This window comes from Algibacter mikhailovii, assembly GCF_014651495.1.
In the GTDB taxonomy this organism is placed as follows: Bacteria; Bacteroidota; Bacteroidia; order Flavobacteriales; family Flavobacteriaceae; genus Algibacter_E; species Algibacter_E mikhailovii.
Genome location: NZ_BMWZ01000006.1, coordinates 197,288 through 217,280 on the forward strand (window position 1 = coordinate 197,288; position 19,993 = coordinate 217,280).

A 19,993-nucleotide genomic window follows, 5' to 3' on the forward strand; every position below is an offset into this window, starting at 1 on the left:
TTAATTTTAACCTTTTATTACATCCATAAAATAGGAACAAGAATATGAATAGAAAAGGAACCATTACACCAAATATTCCCAGTCTTATTTTTGGGATATGTTTGTTTTTTGTTAATACTTTACAAGCTCAAAAACGCATTGAAAAGCCAAATCTTATTGTTATCATGACTGATGATATGGGATGGGCAGATGTGGGCTTTAACGGTTGTAAAGATATACCAACGCCTAATATTGATGTAATTGCGAATGAAGGCGTACGATTTGAAGAAGGCTATGTGTCCTTTCCTGTATGTGGCCCCAGCAGAGCTGGATTTTTAACTGGTCGTTACCAAGATAGGTTTGGGTTTACAACTAACCCATCTATTGATCCTAATAATCCAATGGCAGGTTTACCGGTAGAGGAAGAGACCATGGCACAGGTTTTAAGAAAAGCTAATTATAACAATGCTATTATTGGGAAATGGCATATGGGCACCAACCCTGTTTTTCATCCTTTAGAGCGTGGATTTGATTATTTCTATGGATTTCTTTCTGGAGGTCATAATTACTATGCAGAACAATTAGTATATAATGATTTGTCTGAAGTAACTTCTAAGTGGGATTGGTACAGAACAAAAATTAAGGAAAACAGGTCGATTGTTGAAACGAAAGATTATTTAACTGATGAGTTGAGTAATGCCGCAGTTCGCTATATAGAAAAGCAGGCTAAGGATGATAGACATTTTATGTTGTATTTAGCATATAATGCACCACATACACCTTTGCAAGCCACTAAAAAATATTTGTCCCGATTCCCTAATATTAAGGATAAAAAGAGAAAAACCTATGCAGCTATGGTAAGTGCTGTTGATGATGGCGTAGGTCGTGTATTGGAAACAATAAAAGAAAATGGACTGGATGAAAATACCATTATTGTTTTTCTGTCTGATAATGGTGGCGCACATAATAACGCCTCAAGTAATGGCCCTCTAAGAGGTTTGAAAGGAGATCTTTTTGAAGGAGGTATTCGTGTACCTTTTGCCATACGTTGGAAAGGAGTTATTCCTAAAGGAAAAACCTATACTCAAGCAGTGTCTTCTCTAGATATTATGGCTACGATAGTAGCACAAACCGATGTTGTTATTAACAGAGAAAGACCGTTAGATGGTGTGGATTTATTACCCTTTTTAAGAGGCGAGAACAAGGAAGCCCCTCATGATTATTTGTTTTGGAGAAAATGGGAACAAAATGCCATGGCTGTTAGACATGGCAATTATAAACTAGTTGCAAATAGAAATCAAAAACAAACTTATCCAGAGTTATTCAATCTATCTGTAGATGTTGCTGAAACTAAGAATATAAAATCGCTGGAAACAAACTTATCAGAAGATTTATTTAAGGAATGGGAACAATGGAATACTCAGTTAAAAGATCGTGTTTTCCCAACATTAGGAGGTGATAACTGGTGGGCCAAAAAATAAGTTTATAGCAATTTACAAATGAAGAGATTATTAATATTGGGTATTTTTATTATTGGAAACACTGCGCTTTGGGGAAACCCTGAACCCGATACTATAGTTGTTTACAAAAAAATAGATGGATTTGAATTGAAATTACACATGTTTTTTCCTGAAAATCATGATAAAAGTGAAAAAGTACCAAGCATAGTATTTTTTCATGGTGGGGGTTGGAAAGGCGGAGGGGTGGCTCATTTTTATAATCAAGCCGCGTATTTTGCCACAAGAGGACTGATTGCTATTAGTGCTCAATATAGGGTTGAAAAACCACATGGTACCACTCCAAAAGAATGCGTAAAGGATGCGAAATCGGCCATGCGATGGATTCGCTCACATGCAACAGTTTATGGTATTGATCCTAATAGGATATTAGCAGGAGGAGGTTCTGCAGGCGGTCATGTCGCTGCTGCTGTATCGACTATTGACGGTTTTAATGAAGATGGAGAAGATCTTTCTGTGAGTTGCATACCCAAAGCTTTAATGCTTTTCAATCCGGTTGCCAATAACAGTAAAGAAGGTTATGGTTATGATCGTGTCAAAGACTATTGGAAAGCGTTTTCACCAGCGCATAATTTAAAAAAAGGAACACCACCTACGCTTATCATGCTTGGCACCAAGGATCAGCTTTTTAAGATTGATTTAGCAAAACAGTATAAGGCTGATATGGAAGCTTTAGGGAATAGGTGTGATTTAATCTTGTATCAAGGTCAAGATCACGCTTTTTTTAACATTGATAGAAACAAAGAATTGCATTTTCAAACCATGATTGATGTAGATGTGTTTTTATCCTCTTTAGGGTACTTGCAAGGAGAACCCACTGTAGATGAGTTTCGAAAAACTTTAAATCAATATAAATAACAAAAATTTAAGTATTATGAAAAAAACAATTTCATTGATTGCCTTTTTAGTGGTAACTATAACAAGTTTTGCACAGTCAAAAAGCAATTGGAATGAGGGCAGATTTGAACGTTCAAAAGTATATGCTGAAATGGCGGCAAAAGAATTCAATTTAACTAAGGCACAGCAAGAAGAACTCTATGAAATGAAAGTTCAACATTATGAAGATCAATATGAAGCTACTCAGAAATTTAATAAAGGTGAAATAACTAAAGAAGAAAAAAAGGAATCAAATAAAAAATTTGGCAGATACTTCAATAAATTAACAGGAAAAAATTATAAGGAGTTAAAGCCCTTTTATGATAAGGTGAACAAGGAGCTGGCTAAATTGAAATAGACTTTTTTAAAAATATTAAGTAGTTAATTAATAGATGTTTAAGGTCTATTAGTTTTATTAATACCTTACTTTAATTAAACGAAGATTATAAATGCTAGTCTTAATGATGTCCATAAGATTTAAAAAAATAACCATGAACAGAATTACCTTTCTTTTAACTTTTTCCGTAATATCTTGTTTTTATACAAGTATATGCGCTCAAAACAATAAGAAGCCAAATCTTTTAATTATTCATACAGATGAACATAATCTAAGAACTCTTGGTGCTTATAGAGAAACCATGTCTAAAGAACAAGCAGAAATGTGGGGAAAAGGCAATATTGTGGAAACTCCAAACATTGATAGCATAGCTAAAGAAGGCGCTTTAGCCTTAAATTGGTATGCAACTTCTCCTGTTTGTACACCTTCTAGGGCATCTATGGTTACTGGTTTGTATCCAGTTGCTACAGGGTCTCCAGTGAATGATATGCCGCTGAATGATGATGTTATAACATTTGGTCAAATTCTAAAAGATAATGGATATGCCACATCTTATGTTGGTAAATGGCACCTGGATGGAGAGGATAAACCAGGTTTTGAACCAGCTAGAAAATTTGGATTTGATCATAACCGATATATGATGAATCGTGGGCATTGGAAAATATTGAAAGAAGACGTAGAGGGTGTAAAAGTTGATCAAGAAATAAGTAAATATGGAGGTGGTGTTTTTGTTCAAGAAAAAGCGAACGAAGAATCTTTTACTACCGATTTTTTAGTGAATAGAGCGTTAAAAATATTAAATCAAGACAAGGATAAACCGTTCTGTTTAATGCTTTCAATTCCAGATCCACATGGACCGGACCAGGTGCGTGCACCCTATAATACAATGTACACCCATTTAAAATTTGAGGACCCCAGGACCATGCATACTCCAAACGCCATTAATCCGGGTTGGGTAAATAAAAATGGGAAAAAGAATGTTGCTAAAAAAATTAAGCAAAATGCCATGGCCCAATATTATGGGATGGTTAAGTGTATTGATGATAATATAGGTCGTTTATTGAAATTTTTAAAAGACAATAATTTGGAGGAAAATACTATTGTAGTTTTTACTTCAGATCATGGAGATTTGTTAGGAGAACATGGCAAACTTAATAAGGGCGTACCTTATGAAACATCTGCCAGAGTAGCTTTTTTGTTAAAATATCCAGAAAAGGTAATGGCCGGAAAACAAATAGAAAAAGCCTATACCATGGCTGATTTTACGCCTACGGTTCTTGGGTTGATGGGAGTTGATTTATCGTCTTATAATTTTCATGGAACCAATGCTTCAGTTGATTTTAATAATAAGAAAAAGAAAATTGTGGATGATAGAATCGTTTACATCACTAATGCTAACAAAAGGTGGGTAGCTGCAGTAAATAATCAATATAAATTGGTCTTGTCTCCTAAAGATAAGCCATGGTTGTTTGACTTGAAAAGGGATCCAGATGAATTAGTGAATTATTATAATGATGAGGCCTATTCGGCAATAGCTAAAAAAATGGAGGCTGAGTTATATGCTCAGATGGAAAAATATAAAGAACCACTTAAGAAAAGAGCCATTTTAAAATAATACATATGGAAGAATAATGTTTGTTAACAGGTAACTCATAAAAAAAATAGAAGCGCAATTAGAAACTGTTGTTCGGAATAAACCTATTTAAATTATTAAAATGAAAATCAAATTTTACATCTTATTATTGCTTTGTTGTATCCAAGGAAGAGTACTTTTAGCACAAGAAAAGCAACCAAACATATTATTTATTGCCATTGATGATATGAATGATTGGACTGGTTTTTTAGGAGGGCACCCTGAGACAATAACCCCAAATATGGACAAACTTTCAAAAAAGAGTGTGAATTTTACTAATGCCCATACTTCTGCTCCGGGTTGTTCTCCAAGCAGAAATGCGTTGTTATACGGTGTCCAACCATTTAATTCCGGTTTGTATCCATTTTATGAGCATAATATTCACGAGCAATTAATGCAACAGTATACGTCTTTGCCTAGACTTCTTAAAGAAAATGGTTATAGCACCTTTGGAGCAGGAAAAATTCATCATGGTACACTTAAAGATCCTAGAGAATGGACAGATTATTTGGATACTCAAAAGAACAAAAAAGTATTTAGAAAAGGCGAGGGGTATATCAAAGGGAAAAATGGGAAATATTCTTTCAGACCAACGTTAAACCCTGATGAGGAGCATATTGATCATCAAGTGGCGTCATACGGTATTGAAAAACTAAATGAAAAACATGACAAGCCTTTCTTTTTAGCAGTCGGTATTGTAAAACCACATTTGCCCTTTGATGCGCCCGCACGTTTTTTTGATGCCTTGCCTGAAAACATTACACCACCTGATATGATTGAAAATGATGCCGACGATATTCCTAAAACAGGAAAATCATTACGTAAAATAGGGGAATACAATCACTACCTAAATAAAGATGTTTGGAATGATGTGAGAAAAGCATATTTGGCTTGTATTTCTTGGGCAGATTATAATATTGGTCGTGTATTAGATGCGCTTGAAAATAGTGCGTATGCTGATAATACTATTGTTGTATTATGGTCAGATCATGGTTATCATTTAGGAGAGAAACAGACTTTCAAAAAGTTTACACTTTGGGAGGAAGCTACTAAAGTTCCTTTCATTATCTACGATGGAAGACCACAAGAAAAACTTAAACCAGGAACATATTCTGAAGCCGTATCTTTAATAAATGTATATAAAACCATTGCCGATTATACGAATATCAATACGCCTGAATATGTAGATGGAGAAAGTCTTGTTCCTATTGTTAAAAACCAATCCGTTAAATTAGAAGACCCTACAATTATATCATGGGGAAGAGGAAATTATTCAGTAAGAAATAAGGATTATAGATACATCAGATATTTTGATGGGGGTGAAGAGTTGTATAATCATAAGATTGATTCAAATGAATGGCATAACCTTGCAAAAGATTCAGACTATCAAAAAATAAAAAATGAATTGAATGCCCATTTGCCTAAACATGAAAAACCTATGGTCAGTGAACATGTTAGTGTTTGGAGTATTGAAGGTGCTGATAAAGAGAAATTCAAGGCGAAAAAAAGTTCGTCAACCACAAAAAATGGAAATAAAAACCCTAAGAATAAAACTAAATAATAAGTAATTTTTTTTTTGGCTTTTTATGCGGGCGTATTTAATTAAAATATTGTCAATTGAATTTTCGATATCCCTTATGAGTTAGCTTCAAATCTTTGCTTAGTCTATATAAAGGTCGGCCGAGATGTTAATGATGTTATAGATACCTACAAAGGTGATATATAATCCAATCTACTCCGCTAATATTTAGATATAATATATACCCATTAGATTTATCAAATGACACATATATGATCATTTAAAAAATGGTATTTAATCCAGATTCCTATTTATAGAAATATTTGACCAATATGACACGTGATTTGGTGTATTTGGCTTTAATTTAATCCGTCATTCTTAATATATTTGCTGAAATGCATAAGTTATTACTCGCATAAGTAATCAATAAAAAAATGAAATTTAATATTCTAGGATTTTAGGTTAACAGTAAAGTTAATGGCAGATGTTAAATTTGAAAGTTATGAATAAATATTACATATATACAGTGTTCTTTTGGTGTTTATTGGGTTTTGCTCAAGAGAATCAGAACAATTTTGTGTTTGACTATATTTCTTCTAAAGAAGGGCTTTCGCATAATTATGTAACTAAAGTAGTTAGTGATTCATTAAATGTAAAATGGATTGCAACTGAAAACGGTATTACAAAATATGATGGTGTAAATTATTATACAATAAGACCAGGACTCAAATATCCAGGGTTACAAAATGAAAATATTGAAACCTTGTTTTTAGATAGCAAAAATAATTTATGGATTGGAACAAAAAGTGGCGGATTATCTAAACTTGAAATAAAGACACATAAACTTACCAACTTAAATAACATATTAACCAATGCAACAAAAGCGTCTTTAAGGATTAAGGCTATTCAAGAAGATAACGAAGGGAACATATGGGTTGGGACACATCAAAAAGGTATTTATGTTTTAGACCCTATTGAAGAAAAAATTGTTCAGCATCATGAAATTACTGAATATAGATTTATAAAAAAAGACAAACAGGGAAATATTTGGTTTACACAGGGTTTTTCATTGAAAAAGTATGTTCCTGAAAAAAGGCAAATATTTTCCTATTCAGTTGGAGAATATGTTTCAACTATGATTGATGACACCTCTAGAAATTGCTTTTGGTTTGGTATAATTAATAATAAAGCGAAGCATCACGTCCTTAAACTAGATAAAACTACAAATAAATTCACGAAAGTTTACACTAAAATCCCCGCTGAATTCACTTCTACTCTATATTTGGATAGGCATGATAATTTGTGGGTTGGTACTTGGGGTAATGGATTGTATACTAGTGATTCAGAGGTTAGTAAATTTAAAAAAATGAATTTGGTTTACCCTCCAGATGCTAAGAAAACAAACAATTATGAAATAATTTTGGATATCCATGAAGATAAGAATAATGTCCTATGGATATCTTCCGATTTTGGAGGAATTGTTACGTTAACAGAAGGTAGAGGGTTTGAAAATTTAGATCAATTTGTCACAAATAAAACACTTGTCGAGGAGAAGAATTTTCACTCAGTTTTTCAAGACGAAGAAGATGTTTATTTAGGCACGTTAAGAAATGGTTTATTTTACGGGAAAGACTTTGAATCGTTAGTTCAGCTTAAAGAGACTTCAAAAAGTAAGGTTCAAGCCATTTCAAAACACAATGATGACATTGTAATATCTACAAGCAAAGCAGTTCTATTTTTAAATAAGAACCATAATGTGACTAATACTCTCAAAATAGGCAAAGCAACATGTTTCTTGTCAGAAAACAATAACACATTATGGGTAGGGAGCCAACTAAGTGGCCTTTTTAAAGTAAAAACTGGAGCGTCAGATGCTCCCGAAAAAGTTAAAATATTCTCTAGTAGAAATCCTAAAGCTAAAATTGAAAGTATGAGGATTACTTCAATGGTTAAAGATTCTCAGAACAATTTTTGGCTAGGGACCTATAATGGTCTGCATTTATACGATAAAGCAGCAGATGAATTTGTTCACCACTCCAAGCTCCTAACTGAGGAAATACCTAATATTATTAACACCATCTATACAGATTCTGAATATGTCTGGCTTGGCACGCCAAGTGGGTTATTTAAATTGCAATATGCGGAGGGTAAATTGAGCGTTTTAAAAACTTATGACGCCTTACAATATGGTTTAGAAAATGATTTTATTTGTGGTATTACTTCAGATAATCAGGGTTTTATTTGGTTAACCACCTCTACTAATTTAATACGATTTGATAAATTCAATGATTCATTTGTGAATTTTGGAGAACAAGATGGGGTGTACACATCCGTATTTAATTTACGTAGTCTATTCAATACCTCTTCTAAATCCGTTATATATGCAGGTGGAACAGATAACTTAACATATTTTAATCCAGAGAGTATCGTAGAGAGTCAAAAAGAAGAGGAACTTATATTTACTTATCTTAAAATTGATAACAAGAAAATTGAAGCATTTGACACGATCAATGAGCATATTATTCTTACCAAGGATTTTAACTATACAAATGCTATTAAATTATCTCATAAGGAAAAATCATTTGGAGTTGGCTTTACAAATGTTGATTATTTAGATAATTCAGCCATAAATTATCGTTATAAATTGGTAGGTTTTGATGAGCAATGGAATTACTTAAAAAATCAGAATGAGATTAATTTTATAGGTCTTTCAGCTGGGGCTTATGAGTTGTTGATAAGCTCCTCGAAAGATTATAAGAATTGGACAGTTCCAATAAAATTAAATGTGGATATATTATATGCGCCTTGGGCTAGCCCGTTTGCATATGCTTTATATTTTATGATAATTCTTGGGACTGTAGTTGGAGTGGTTTTTGTACTTATGAGGCAATTTCAACTTAAGGATAAGTTAGAAAAAGAGCGAGAATTAAGTGAAGCTAAATTTACTTTTTTTACCAATATTTCTCACGAATTTAGAACGCCTTTGACGCTCATTGTAAGCCCAATTAAGGAAATATTGCAAGGTGAAGAAAAATTGTCTCCTCATTTAACCGACAAACTAGTAACTATAGAGAAGAACTCAGATCGTTTATTTAATTTAATTACACAATTATTAGATTTTAGAAAAGCAGAACATGGTTTGCTAAAACTTGATGTGAGAAATGGGAATTTTGTTCGTTTTTCAAATGAGGTTTTTCTGTATTTTAAGGAACAAGCACGAATTAAGAATATAGAATATACCTTTAGCTGCAATAAGGCAGAGATTCTTTTTCCTTTTGATAGAAATAAAATGGAGATAGTATTATGCAACCTTATTTCAAATGCTTTAAAATATACTGAAGAAAACGACAAGATATCTTTGGATATTAAAGCTAATTCAGAAGTATGTAAAATTAGTTTGAAAGATACTGGGATTGGCATGAGTAAAATGTTTAAAAAGAAAATATTTGATAGGTTTTATCAAATTCAATCCACAAATACATCGAACATTATAGGTAGTGGTATAGGTTTAAGTTTTTCAAAAAAAATTATTGAATTGCATCATGGTTCAATTGATGTAGAGAGTAAAGTTGAGCATGGAACAGAATTTATAATTGAATTACCACTAGGTCATAATTTTTACCAACAGGAGGTGCTAAACTCAAAACGTCAGAGTACTGATTTAATTGAAAACTATCAGGAAATTGACAATTCAGCGGTTATTGATTTAAAAGTAAAATCAAAAGAGAATACGCTACTTATTGTAGATGATAATAATGATATAAGAAATTACTTGAACCAATTGCTAAGGGGCGAGTATAATATATTAGAGGCTAAAAATGGTGTTGAGGGAGTAGAAGTGGCCACACAAGAAGTCCCTGATTTAATTTTATGTGACATTATGATGCCTGAAAAGGATGGTCTTGCTGTCTGCAAAGACCTCAAGTCCCAAATAACAACATCGCACATTCCAATTATACTATTAACAGCCAGATCTTCAAATATGTTTGAAATTCAAGGACTGGAAATTGGTGCTGATGATTTTATAACCAAACCATTTGATCCACAGGTTATAAAAGCGAGGATATCAAGTGTTTTACAGAATAGGGCTAAAATTAGAGAGTCCTTTTTAAATAAAATTCGCTTTGAACCTTCATCATCAAATATTGAGCAAAGTGATCCGGAGGGGGTATTTATTGAACAAGCTGTTTTATTAGTAGAAGAGAACTTAACTAATGAGAGTTTTGATATTAAAACCATGATTGACAAATTAAACATGAGTCAATCTTCGTTATATAGAAAAATTAAATCTTTAACCGGACTTTCCATTACTGCATTTATTCGATCCGTTAGGTTAAAGAAAGCAGCAGAGTATATTTTAACAGGTGATGATAAATTGAGTGTGGTTTCCCAAAGAGTTGGATTTAACGATTATAAATATTTCAGGGAATCTTTCAAAAGCCAATTTTCATGTTTGCCTTCGGAGTATAAAATGAATAAAATAGAAAATAATAATTAATTTTTCTATTTCAACAATCCGCTATAATCCTATTTCAAGTGACTTAATTAAAAAAACAGAAACCATATTAAATACAGTGTTTACGGAGTAAATAAACGAAAATAACCTTAAAAAGACGAATTTGACACACTGATTGAATTATATGTACTCACAGATAATTCATAATGCAAATAATTTTGTAATCATACTAATTAAACTAATAGCCTTGAATTATGGAATTAAAATACAGTCCTTTAAAAAGTTTAGATTCGCAATCATTTTATGTAAAAAGACATCAGGTACCTTATTTTGGGCCGGATTGGCATTATCATGATGAATATGAATTAATCTTAACATTAAAGGGAGAAGGTGTAAGGATAATTGGCGATGAGATGGACCAATTTGAAGCTCCTGAACTAATATTAATAGGAAGCAATTTACCACATCTTTTTAAGAATAAGGTCGATGAGACAGAGGTAGATTATATTGTTTTAAAATTTAAGGATGATATAAATGAACTACCTCTTTTTAAATTACCAGAACTAAATAGGGTAAAGGATTTACTTAGAAGATCTAAACGTGGTATAAAATTCTCACCGGAAACCGTTCAAAAAATAAAGCCCTTATTCATAAAGCTTGCTGAAAATAAAGGCTGTAACAAAGTAATTAGTTTCCTTCAAATATTTGATATTTTATCAAATGCTTCCCAAACAGAGTATTTGGCCAGTGAAAAATTTTCATTACAACTAATTGAAGATGGTGAAGATAGACTGCAGAAGGTGCTTAATTATTTGGGCGAAGAATATACAAGAGATATTTCTTTGGAGGAGTTAGCTGAAATAGCACATATGACCAAAAATGCATTTTGCAGGTATTTTAAAGAAAAAACAGGTAAAACAGCCTTTGGATATTTAAGAGAATATAGAGTTAGTAAAGCATGTCAGATGTTAATAAGTAGTAATAAAACCATAACTGAAATTTGTTACGATACTGGCTTTAATTCGTTTTCAAGCTTCACACGCATTTTTAAGAGTTTGAAAAATATATCAGCTAGTGAGTATCAAAATAGATATCTGCGTATAGGAGCATAGTTATTAAAGCATTAGAATTAGTCATAAGAAAAAAGGCAACTAGTATTTATTTACTAGTTGCCTTTTTTTGCAATGAAAATGTCATAACTAAATTATACTATTAGAGTATCCTAAAATTACACTGGCTAAAATCAAAACAAATAAACCAATTAACAATAGATTAAAAGGTTTTTTTGCTTCTGTCCACTCCCCAGCTCTATAAGCCCAAAAATTACTTACAATTAACGACAAGCCTAATAACATTGGCCAGCCAATCACACCTCCTATAGGCCCGATTAAGGCCGCACCTTGACCATAAACACCCAAAGCTCCAAACCAAAAAATACTAGCTAATATGGCCCATTTATATGCCTTGGAGGTTCCCGCTACATTAAATGAACTCCATGTGTTGTTTTTGAATAACAAGAAAAAACAATAACCTGCATTCATTATAAAGGCTCCTATTAAAACAATTACCCAAGCTGCCAAACTAGCATTTCTATCAATAGCCCCCATTTCTTCTGCCAATTTTGCTATTGGAGTAGCTTTAACGAAACCTACATTAAGCAAAGCGGATAATACCCCGCATGCCGTTGCAATTAATATGCCTTTTAAAATATTTGATTTTTCATTTGTAGATTCAGTTTTCAATTTGTCTTTATCAATTCCGGCCTTGGCGGTTATACCAACTCCAATTAAGGTTATCGCTAATCCAGCAATCACATAGGGGAATTGAGGCGATGAGGTGGCGTTTTCCATTTGTAAAAGCGGTACTAGTGCTCCTATTGATCCTGCTAAACCCATAACGATGCCCATGGTGAGCGATAAACCTATATAGGGTACACTAATCCCAAATAGAATTCCTCCTATACCCCATAAAAATCCAAAAAACATGGCCATGAATACAACACTTTGCATGGATGGATCTGAAAAAGAAGTGTTTAGAACTTCTGATAAGTTTGGTACGGCAATATAGGCCCATGCCAGAGGTAAAATGATCATAGCAATGGTAACATGTACAAGCCACCATGCTTCCCATTTTAAGGGTGCCATATATTTCATTCCAAGACCAAAAGAACCTTGAAAAACACTTGCGAAAATGATTAATACTAAAGGAAAGAATTCCATAATATATATGTTTTAATTAGTTTTTAATTGATTAGTAATATTCTTAAAAGAGTTCATTATGAGCCCCACGTCCACAGCGTATGAGATATATTGGACACCAATGCTTTGCCACATTTTTGCAGTTTCAGGAGATTCAGTAAAAGTGCCAATGACTTTACCCTGCCTTTTTGCTAATTCTACAGCTTGTTTTATACTGTCAACCACTTTAGGATGGTTTATTTGACCAGGAACCCCGCAGGACTGAGATAAATCATAAGGCCCTAAAAAGATCACGTCAATACCCTCAACTAATAATATTTCCGGTAAATTTTTCAGACCTTCCTGACCTTCAATATGAATAATTGAAATTATAGAATCGTTTGCTTTTCCAAAATGATCTTCGGGTTTAATATTTGTATATTCCGCAGCTCTCACATATCTACACATACCTCTTTCTCCTATGGGGAAAAACTTTGTGGCTTTGACTACTTTTTCGGCGTCATTATTTGTGCAAATTTGAGGAACTTGAATGCATTTCACACCAATATCTAATACTCTTAAAATTAAAGTTTCAGAATTTTCCGTAACTCGAACTATAGGGGTAATACCCTTGGCTTCAGCGGCTCTAACCATATTTTGAGTGGTCTCTATACTATACGGACCATGTTCCATGTCAATAATTACAAAATCAAATCTGCTTAGGGCAACAATCTCAACAATGGTAGGATCTTGTATTTTACAAAAAGGACCAAATACGGTTAGCCTTTCGTTTAAACTTTTTTTTAGCTTATTCTCACTCATATTTATAGGGCTGTAGATACTCGTTTTTTTACTAAATAATCATCTAAAGCTAGGTGTGAACAATCATGCCCAATACCACTATTTTTTATGCCACCATGTGGGAGGTAGATCGCATATTTTGCACCGTTAATTTGAATTTCACCAAACTCTAATTCCTCAGTAAATCTTTCAATTCTTTTATGGTTATTAGTAAAAATATATGAAGCTAATCCGTATTCGGTGGTATTTGCTAATTCTAAAACTTCATCATCAGAATCAAAACTCATGATACCAGCTATTGGACCAAAAGTTTCTTCTTTGAAAAGACGCATGTTTGGAGTGATTCCAGAAACGACAGTAGGTTGAATCCAGTTTCCTCTTACTGGAAAACCTGCTGGAATTTCTCCTCCATATTCAAGTCTACCTCCTTTACTTATCGCATCTTCTACTAAGTCAAACATTCTATCTCTGTCTGTACGCGTCACCACAGGTCCCATAAAAACATCGGGGTTTTCTTTTAGGCCAAATCCTAATTTGAGTTTTGATGCTTTTTTTATAAATTCAATCATGAATCTATCATGTATGTTTTTATGCACAAAAATTCTATTGGCAGCAACACATATTTGACCTGAATTCCAAAAACTTAATGTCACAGCTAATTCTAGAGCTTTATCAAAATCTGCATCTTCAAAGATTATAAATGGTGCATTTCCGCCAAGTTCCATTCCTAATTTTTTTATGGATGTAGTACTGTCTGCAATTACTTTTTGACCTGTGATTGTAGATCCAATCATAGTTAAAACTGAGGGAATTGTACTCTTTGTCATAGTTGCAGCAACCTCTCTACTTGGGCCTGCCAAAATATTTACAACCCCAGGAGGGAAGTTAATGTCGTTTAGAATTTCGCCTATCATGTATGCAGATAATGGAGACAAAGTTGAGGGTTTAATGATTATAGAACATCCAGAAGCCAAAGTTGGCCCTAACTTAAAACCAACGTTTAGTAATGGAAAATTCCATGCTAAATAAGCCACTGCTACACCTGCTGGCTTTGAAATCATTTTATGAGTGTGTGTGTGCTCATAATCAGGAATTTGTTCTTCTCTTAAATTTTTCATTGCAGAAGGATACCATTCTAGGGCATTTATCACAGCTTCAATATCTTCATAAGCACCTGCATAGGTTTTCCCCATTTCATGCACCATGGCTGTTCTTAATTCGTGCTCTTTTTCTAATACTGCGGCCCTTAGTTTAGTCATCCAGGAAGTACGTTCAGCCAAGGATAATTTGGACCAGAATTTAAAACCTTTTTGAGCTGATAATAAGGCCTTTTGTGCATCTTCCTCTCCTGCTTTAGCCACTTGTGCAATTACTTCACCAGTAGCTGGGCAAATTACATCTTCTTTTTCGCTACTAACAGCATCAATGAGCTGACCATCAATGTATAATTTTTTATATCCGAAATGTTCTGTTTTCATAGGTTTAATAATATCATTTGGTAAACTTCAGTATTTCGGTTGAAGCGGTATATTCTTTTAATATATCCTCATTAACATCCATTCCCAAACCAGCTCGAGACGGTAGGTCTATCATACCATTTTTCATTTCAATTTTAGGATATGTTAATCGATCACGAAGACCATTTTCTGTTTGATCATATTCTATTAAGAACTCAGGCTGATAAAGTCTTCCGGGAACGGATTCTATATTGGAAATAAAATGTAATGCCGCATGTAGTGCAATTGCTGTCCCCCAGGTATGTGGAATTAAATCAACTCCATTTGTACTGGCTATAGACGCAATGCGTTTGGCTTCTGTTAATCCGCCACATGCACAGATATCTGGTTGTATAATATCAACAGATTTGTTTTTTATCAACTGCTGGAATCCGAACCTTAAATATTCACATTCTCCACTTGCAATAGGGATGTTTGTTTTCTGTCTAAGTTCGTAGTACTGCTCATAATACTCCGGAGAAATGGGCTCTTCAAACCATTTTATATCGAATTTTTCTATTGCTCTAGATAACTCAAGCGCCTCTCTTAAGGTGTAGGCATGATTGGAATCAACCATCAATTCAATATCATTCCCAATAGTTTTACGAATTAATTTTACATTATTAATGTCTTCTTCAATACCTAAACCGACCTTCATTTTAATGGCTTTGAAACCTTTAGAGACATATAACTTAGCTTCTTCTTCAAAGCCTTTAGAAAAATCATTATGGTCTGTGAAATATAACCCTGTAGCGTAAGGTTTAATTTTGGTTCTGTGTGCCCCACCTAATAATGTAGAAATAGGCAAACCAAGAATTTTTCCTTTTAAATCCCATATAGCGATATCTATGGCACTGACTGAAGCCATAAGGATACCACGACGAGAAAAATCCAACGTTTTACGATACATGATATTCCATATCACTTCATTTTCTAGTGGGTTTTGACCAATAACCATAGGAGCAATGTGTTTAATACCTGCTTCAAGAACATTTGCTGGACCATATCCTTCCCCCCAACCATGGGTTCCATTAGATGCTGTTACTTTCACGATACAAATGCACCGTTCAGAATATTCCCATTGCGAGAAGAAAAAACTTTTTTTTAGTTTGTCGCTAAGGATATAGGTTTCAATTTTTTCAATTTTCATATCATAGGCTTTTTAATTTGATTCGGAATGACAGCTTGCATCTGCATTAAATTATGGACTTTAAAATTAATCGATTTAAAAAGTGTTTTCAATTTAAATGTTACCTGAATTAATCCAATCATTATCAAATTATTTAGTCCAACCAATATGTTTACTCTACGCTTAACTTCTATACACAGTTCGATATTGTTCATGCCTTGAGCTTCTTCTTTTAGTTGCCAAAAAAACAACGTGTTTACATATTTGAGACTTCTAAATTTTATTAATTACTCTTGGTAATAAAACTAATAGAATGTTCGATTGAATATCGAGCAATTATTATCTCTAAGCATGCATTTATATTCTGAGGTTAATTATTTTAAAAAAAATGCCACTCGGCAATTATTAAAAATAAAAAGCCTCTGTTAAATCTAACAGAAGCTTTTTGGCTATTAATCAGTATATAAGAGTACTTCTATTCTTTAATGAATTTCCTTGTAACAAGACCGCCGTTTTTAGCTTCAAGTTGCAATACATATAGACCTCTATTCAAAGAAGACACGTTAATATTTGATATTGGCTGTGATATTTTTAAAACTTCTTTCCCTAAAAGGTCATATACTTTTGCAGAGGCAAGAGGTTCCTTAGTATTGAAGTTAATAATTTCTTTTACTGGGTTAGGGTACATTGAAAATTGAAATGCATTGTGCTTTTCTGTTGATAGCACTAAAGATGCCGCACCAATTAGGTTGCCTTCAGCATCTAAAGATAAAGGCTCACCCATTGGAGCTTGCTGACCGTCTATTCTAATATTGGCTAAATAAGCCCCACCATTTAAACTTGTATTATCAGTTCCGAATTTTACAACACCTTCTTTATAGCCTATTATATTTATGATTGAATTGGCATGCCAATTTGCATTATTAGCGCCAAAAGCTACTGAAGTAACTCCAGAACCTATATTTAAATTAAGTGTTGATCCATCACCTTTAATTTTAATTCCTTGTAACGTTTGGTTTGCATTAACAAACATATTTAAAATAAAGGCCTGACCAGCTTTTGTACTAACTCTAATTTCATTCGAGTTAAGAACATTCTCACTTTCTAATGTTAGTTTGCCAACATTTCCATTAAGTTGTACTTTAATGTTGTTAATGGTTGAGCTTCCATTAGACTGCAATGTAAGTTCAGATTCATTTGCTAAAGTAAGGGCGCCTGTAAAGCCAGAAACATCGGAGGTACTGCTGCCTAAATACAGTATTCCACCTCCTGCACCTCCTCCAACTAATATGCCTTGGGCTCCAATTAAAGTCCCATTAACATGAAATTCACCAAAACCCCAAAAACTTGTGGTACCTGTTCCGGCTATTTCTAATGTTTTACTAGAGTCAAAAATTACTTTACTGTCTGGATGACCATTTATATTACAAACAGAAACACCTTTGAATTGATCAATAGTTGCTGTGTTTGCAATAGTTACATCGCAGTCTAGTGTTAATGTTGTAGGGTCAGATGAATCATTTGCAATTGCTTTTAAACCAGAAACGTCATTTCCTTGTGTACCATCAGCGATATCAATAATAAGTTTTTCAGCGCCAGTAAGCGTGAAAGATTCTGCTTTGTTGGCAGGCATTTTAAGACCTTTTGCTGTATAAGCTTCATCAAGAGTGACCGTTGTTGGACCTTGATAAATATCTATTTTTTGACCGGGAGCTAATTCGGTCACTCCTCCAGGAAATGCCCAGTTAGCGTCATTAGACCAAAGTTCATCTCCACCTGTGTTTGTAAATCCTGCCCATTGCGCATTTGCAAAAGAAGCAGTTAAAGTTAAAATAAATATGAAGTAAATTTTTTTCATAATAGAGAGTTTAATTGATTAGTAATTAATTCGTTAAATAATGATGTTTGTAAAACTAGAAGATGGTAGGCTTTAATATCATGCAGGAATTATCCAAAAACTTTCATTTATAATCAAAAAAACATCTTGTTTAAATCAGAGGTTTTTGGGAATCTTCAATAATTGTATAATCAGAATTACTTTTTTTTCTACCTTAGAATATGGAGTGCTTCAACGTGCAAGAATACATTTGTTTTCTCAAAACTGTTTTGAGCTTGGTTTTGAAATTCAAATCCAATTAGGAATAAAGTAGTGCAGTATTTTTTTAAAACTTATGGTATAGAAGTTCAGACTCAACCAAAATTATGATTGAAAATAAAAATTAGTGATTCCAATTATCTTTATGGAAGAATAATAATCAGAAATCAAAATTCAAACTTTTAATTCTGAGTAACTTAATTTATTAAAAGTTCCAGTTCAGATTTTAGTTTAGCTTTAATATTGTGGTACTTGGAATCGACGGCTAAATTGTGCCATTCGAATGGGTCTTCAGAATTGTGATACAATTCCTCTTTCCCATTATGGTATAAAATATACCGCCATTCTTTGGTGCGGTACGTGTAATTTTGTTGCCATACGTATTCGGTATCTAAATCTTTTGTGATTTCTATATGCCAAAGTGCTCCTGGGTTGCTGCTAAATCCAAGGCCTTCAATGGGTTTGTTTATACCTGCACCTAATACGGTTAAAGCGCCTTCGGGCCCTTCCCAGTTTGTTGTTCTTGCATCTTCCAAAAATGGTTTTAAGCTAAAACCGTCAAGTTGTGATTGGGCGTGATTTTTTGTGATAGATCCTTTTAATTGACATAAATCTTTAAAAGTGGGGAAAATATCAATTAAAGAAACGGCATGTTCAACTTGAGAACCTGGTTGGGATCTTTGTGGGTCTCTTATTATAAAAGGTATTCTTGTACTTTCTTCCCAAGGTGAATTTTTGTATAAATAATCTTTCTCTCCCATTTGCCAACCGTGGTCGCTTACCAAAACTATAATAGTGTTATCCTTAAATTTGCTATTATCTAAAGCCTCAATGACTTTACCTATTTGATCATCAACAAAAGCGACGCAAGCCAAATAGGCTTGAAGAAATTTGCGTAAACCTTCATTATCATTAGGGAAGGCTTGTTTTAGTTTTTTATAATAAGCAATGCCCATTTCAGTTGATTCATAAACAGAGGCGTAGTGCGTGTCATCTTTGTCATTGCTTTTTACAACAGGCATTTTAATACTATCCAATGGATACATGTCAAAGTATTCTTGAGGCGCATATAATGGCGTATGCGGGTTGACAAATCCTACTCCAATGAAAAAAGGTGATGTATTGTTTTCCTCTAGCCATTTGATTTTGTTGACTATCCATTCTGCATGTTGTTCATCAGGTAATTGGTCACGGTTATTATCATCAGTGTAATTATAGGTTTTTTTGCCATAAGTCCATCCTGTTTTAATTCTATGACCAGAGCGGTCTATTGTAAAGGGAGTGTCGGCCAATGATGCAAAAGATCCATCTACAGAATTAATACTTCTAAAAGGTTCAGGAACCGATGGGTGTCCCATAATTCGTTTGCCATTTTCGTTTATACCACTATAAGCATGTGGTCCGTAGTTTATACTTTCAGGAACGCCCCATTCAGTCCAATAACGTCTCAGGTTTTTATGCAATAATTTACCCGTCCCATAGGTTTGATAGCCGTTTTCTTTAAATAATTCTATAAAAGTTTTATGGTTTTTTAGAACCGCATGTTTGTAATGCGGCGTCCACCCAAAATCTCTTGAGTTATGTGGGTAGATGCCAGTCATTAGGCTGTTTCTTGAAGGAGAACAGACAGGTACATTTGTATGGCCGTTGGTAAACATAGTACCAGATTGTGCCAATTTATTAATGTTCGGCGTTTGGGCTTGTGGATGCCCACCATAAACGCTTTGATAATCATTGAGATCATCAACCATTATAAAAAGTACATTTGGCAGTTTATCCTGATTGGTTTCCATGTTTTGAGAATGGCAGCTTACTATAAATGCTAAAGAAAAAAGAACTCTTATTATTGCCATGAGCATATTGTTTTAAAAAAAAATGACGCTATTCTAAATTTGTATAAAATTAAAGTTTAAAACTTTATTGTTCATAGTTCTGATTAACCAATGTGTAGCATTAAATACCTTAATGAATACGCTCT

The 19,993-nt window shown here is 33.5% G+C and carries 13 protein-coding genes; 7 read left to right on the top strand and 6 right to left on the bottom strand.

Features of this window, described 5'->3' with window-relative positions; translation table 11 throughout:
- Positions 1-44: 44 nt before the first annotated feature.
- The 7 genes from IE051_RS13670 to IE051_RS13700 all read left to right on the top strand — a co-directional run bounded on the left by IE051_RS13670 (position 45) and on the right by IE051_RS13700 (position 11,429).
- Entirely contained in the window at positions 45-1,460 is a 1,416-nt protein-coding gene (locus tag IE051_RS13670) for a sulfatase-like hydrolase/transferase (protein ID WP_189361596.1), read from the top strand.
- A gap of 18 nt (positions 1,461-1,478) precedes the next feature.
- Positions 1,479-2,354: an alpha/beta hydrolase gene (locus tag IE051_RS13675; RefSeq protein ID WP_229796815.1), complete on the top strand. Its 876-nt coding sequence runs from the start codon at positions 1,479-1,481 to the stop codon at positions 2,352-2,354.
- A gap of 16 nt (positions 2,355-2,370) precedes the next feature.
- On the top strand, positions 2,371-2,730 hold the full coding sequence (locus IE051_RS13680; RefSeq protein ID WP_189361598.1) for a hypothetical protein: 360 nt from the start codon (positions 2,371-2,373) through the stop codon (positions 2,728-2,730).
- Positions 2,731-2,863: 133 nt separating this feature from the next.
- Positions 2,864-4,324: a sulfatase-like hydrolase/transferase gene (locus IE051_RS13685; protein ID WP_189361600.1), complete on the top strand. Its 1,461-nt coding sequence runs from the start codon at positions 2,864-2,866 to the stop codon at positions 4,322-4,324.
- 100 nt (positions 4,325-4,424) lie between these two features.
- A complete protein-coding gene (locus tag IE051_RS13690) occupies positions 4,425-5,903 on the top strand; it encodes a sulfatase (protein ID WP_189361602.1) in 1,479 nt (492 codons plus the stop codon).
- Positions 5,904-6,363: 460 nt separating this feature from the next.
- Complete coding sequence (locus IE051_RS13695) at positions 6,364-10,359, top strand: hybrid sensor histidine kinase/response regulator transcription factor (RefSeq protein WP_189361604.1); 3,996 nt, start codon at positions 6,364-6,366, stop codon at positions 10,357-10,359.
- Between the two features lie 212 nt (positions 10,360-10,571).
- Positions 10,572-11,429 carry an AraC family transcriptional regulator gene (locus IE051_RS13700; protein ID WP_189361606.1) on the top strand — a complete coding sequence of 286 codons (858 nt, stop codon included), beginning with the start codon at positions 10,572-10,574 and terminating at the stop codon, positions 11,427-11,429.
- Between the two features lie 87 nt (positions 11,430-11,516).
- Here IE051_RS13700 and IE051_RS13705 read toward each other — a convergent pair whose 3' ends face one another.
- The 6 genes from IE051_RS13705 to IE051_RS13730 all read right to left on the bottom strand — a co-directional run bounded on the left by IE051_RS13705 (position 11,517) and on the right by IE051_RS13730 (position 19,868).
- Positions 11,517-12,536: an L-rhamnose/proton symporter RhaT gene (locus tag IE051_RS13705; RefSeq protein WP_189361608.1), complete on the bottom strand. Its 1,020-nt coding sequence runs from the start codon at positions 12,534-12,536 to the stop codon at positions 11,517-11,519.
- Positions 12,537-12,548: 12 nt separating this feature from the next.
- Positions 12,549-13,316, bottom strand: a complete 768-nt coding sequence (locus IE051_RS13710; RefSeq protein ID WP_189361610.1) for an HpcH/HpaI aldolase family protein — start codon at positions 13,314-13,316, stop codon at positions 12,549-12,551.
- A 2-nt stretch (positions 13,317-13,318) separates the two neighbouring features.
- Positions 13,319-14,773 carry an aldehyde dehydrogenase family protein gene (locus IE051_RS13715; protein ID WP_189361612.1) on the bottom strand — a complete coding sequence of 485 codons (1,455 nt, stop codon included), beginning with the start codon at positions 14,771-14,773 and terminating at the stop codon, positions 13,319-13,321.
- 13 nt (positions 14,774-14,786) lie between these two features.
- Positions 14,787-15,941 (bottom strand): mandelate racemase/muconate lactonizing enzyme family protein, encoded by a 1,155-nt coding sequence (locus tag IE051_RS13720; RefSeq protein ID WP_189361613.1) that lies wholly within the window; start codon positions 15,939-15,941, stop codon positions 14,787-14,789.
- A 454-nt stretch (positions 15,942-16,395) separates the two neighbouring features.
- On the bottom strand, positions 16,396-17,778 hold the full coding sequence (locus IE051_RS13725; RefSeq protein ID WP_189361616.1) for a T9SS type A sorting domain-containing protein: 1,383 nt from the start codon (positions 17,776-17,778) through the stop codon (positions 16,396-16,398).
- 434 nt (positions 17,779-18,212) lie between these two features.
- Positions 18,213-19,868, bottom strand: a complete 1,656-nt coding sequence (locus tag IE051_RS13730) for a sulfatase (protein ID WP_189361617.1) — start codon at positions 19,866-19,868, stop codon at positions 18,213-18,215.
- Between the last annotated feature and the right edge of the window lie 125 nt (positions 19,869-19,993).

Bases quoted from the DNA above. Each gene is read 5' to 3' on its own strand.
- IE051_RS13675 (WP_229796815.1), top strand. From the start codon at position 1,479: ATGAAGAGATTATTAATATTGGGTATTTTTATTATTGGAAACACTGCG.
- IE051_RS13730 (WP_189361617.1), bottom strand. From the start codon at position 19,868: ATGGCAATAATAAGAGTTCTTTTTTCTTTAGCATTTATAGTAAGCTGC.
- IE051_RS13715 (WP_189361612.1), bottom strand. From the start codon at position 14,773: ATGAAAACAGAACATTTCGGATATAAAAAATTATACATTGATGGTCAG.
- IE051_RS13695 (WP_189361604.1), top strand. From the start codon at position 6,364: ATGAATAAATATTACATATATACAGTGTTCTTTTGGTGTTTATTGGGT.
- IE051_RS13680 (WP_189361598.1), top strand. From the start codon at position 2,371: ATGAAAAAAACAATTTCATTGATTGCCTTTTTAGTGGTAACTATAACA.
- IE051_RS13670 (WP_189361596.1), top strand. From the start codon at position 45: ATGAATAGAAAAGGAACCATTACACCAAATATTCCCAGTCTTATTTTT.
- IE051_RS13690 (WP_189361602.1), top strand. From the start codon at position 4,425: ATGAAAATCAAATTTTACATCTTATTATTGCTTTGTTGTATCCAAGGA.
- IE051_RS13710 (WP_189361610.1), bottom strand. From the start codon at position 13,316: ATGAGTGAGAATAAGCTAAAAAAAAGTTTAAACGAAAGGCTAACCGTA.
- IE051_RS13705 (WP_189361608.1), bottom strand. From the start codon at position 12,536: ATGGAATTCTTTCCTTTAGTATTAATCATTTTCGCAAGTGTTTTTCAA.
- IE051_RS13700 (WP_189361606.1), top strand. From the start codon at position 10,572: ATGGAATTAAAATACAGTCCTTTAAAAAGTTTAGATTCGCAATCATTT.
- IE051_RS13720 (WP_189361613.1), bottom strand. From the start codon at position 15,941: ATGAAAATTGAAAAAATTGAAACCTATATCCTTAGCGACAAACTAAAA.
- IE051_RS13725 (WP_189361616.1), bottom strand. From the start codon at position 17,778: ATGAAAAAAATTTACTTCATATTTATTTTAACTTTAACTGCTTCTTTT.
- IE051_RS13685 (WP_189361600.1), top strand. From the start codon at position 2,864: ATGAACAGAATTACCTTTCTTTTAACTTTTTCCGTAATATCTTGTTTT.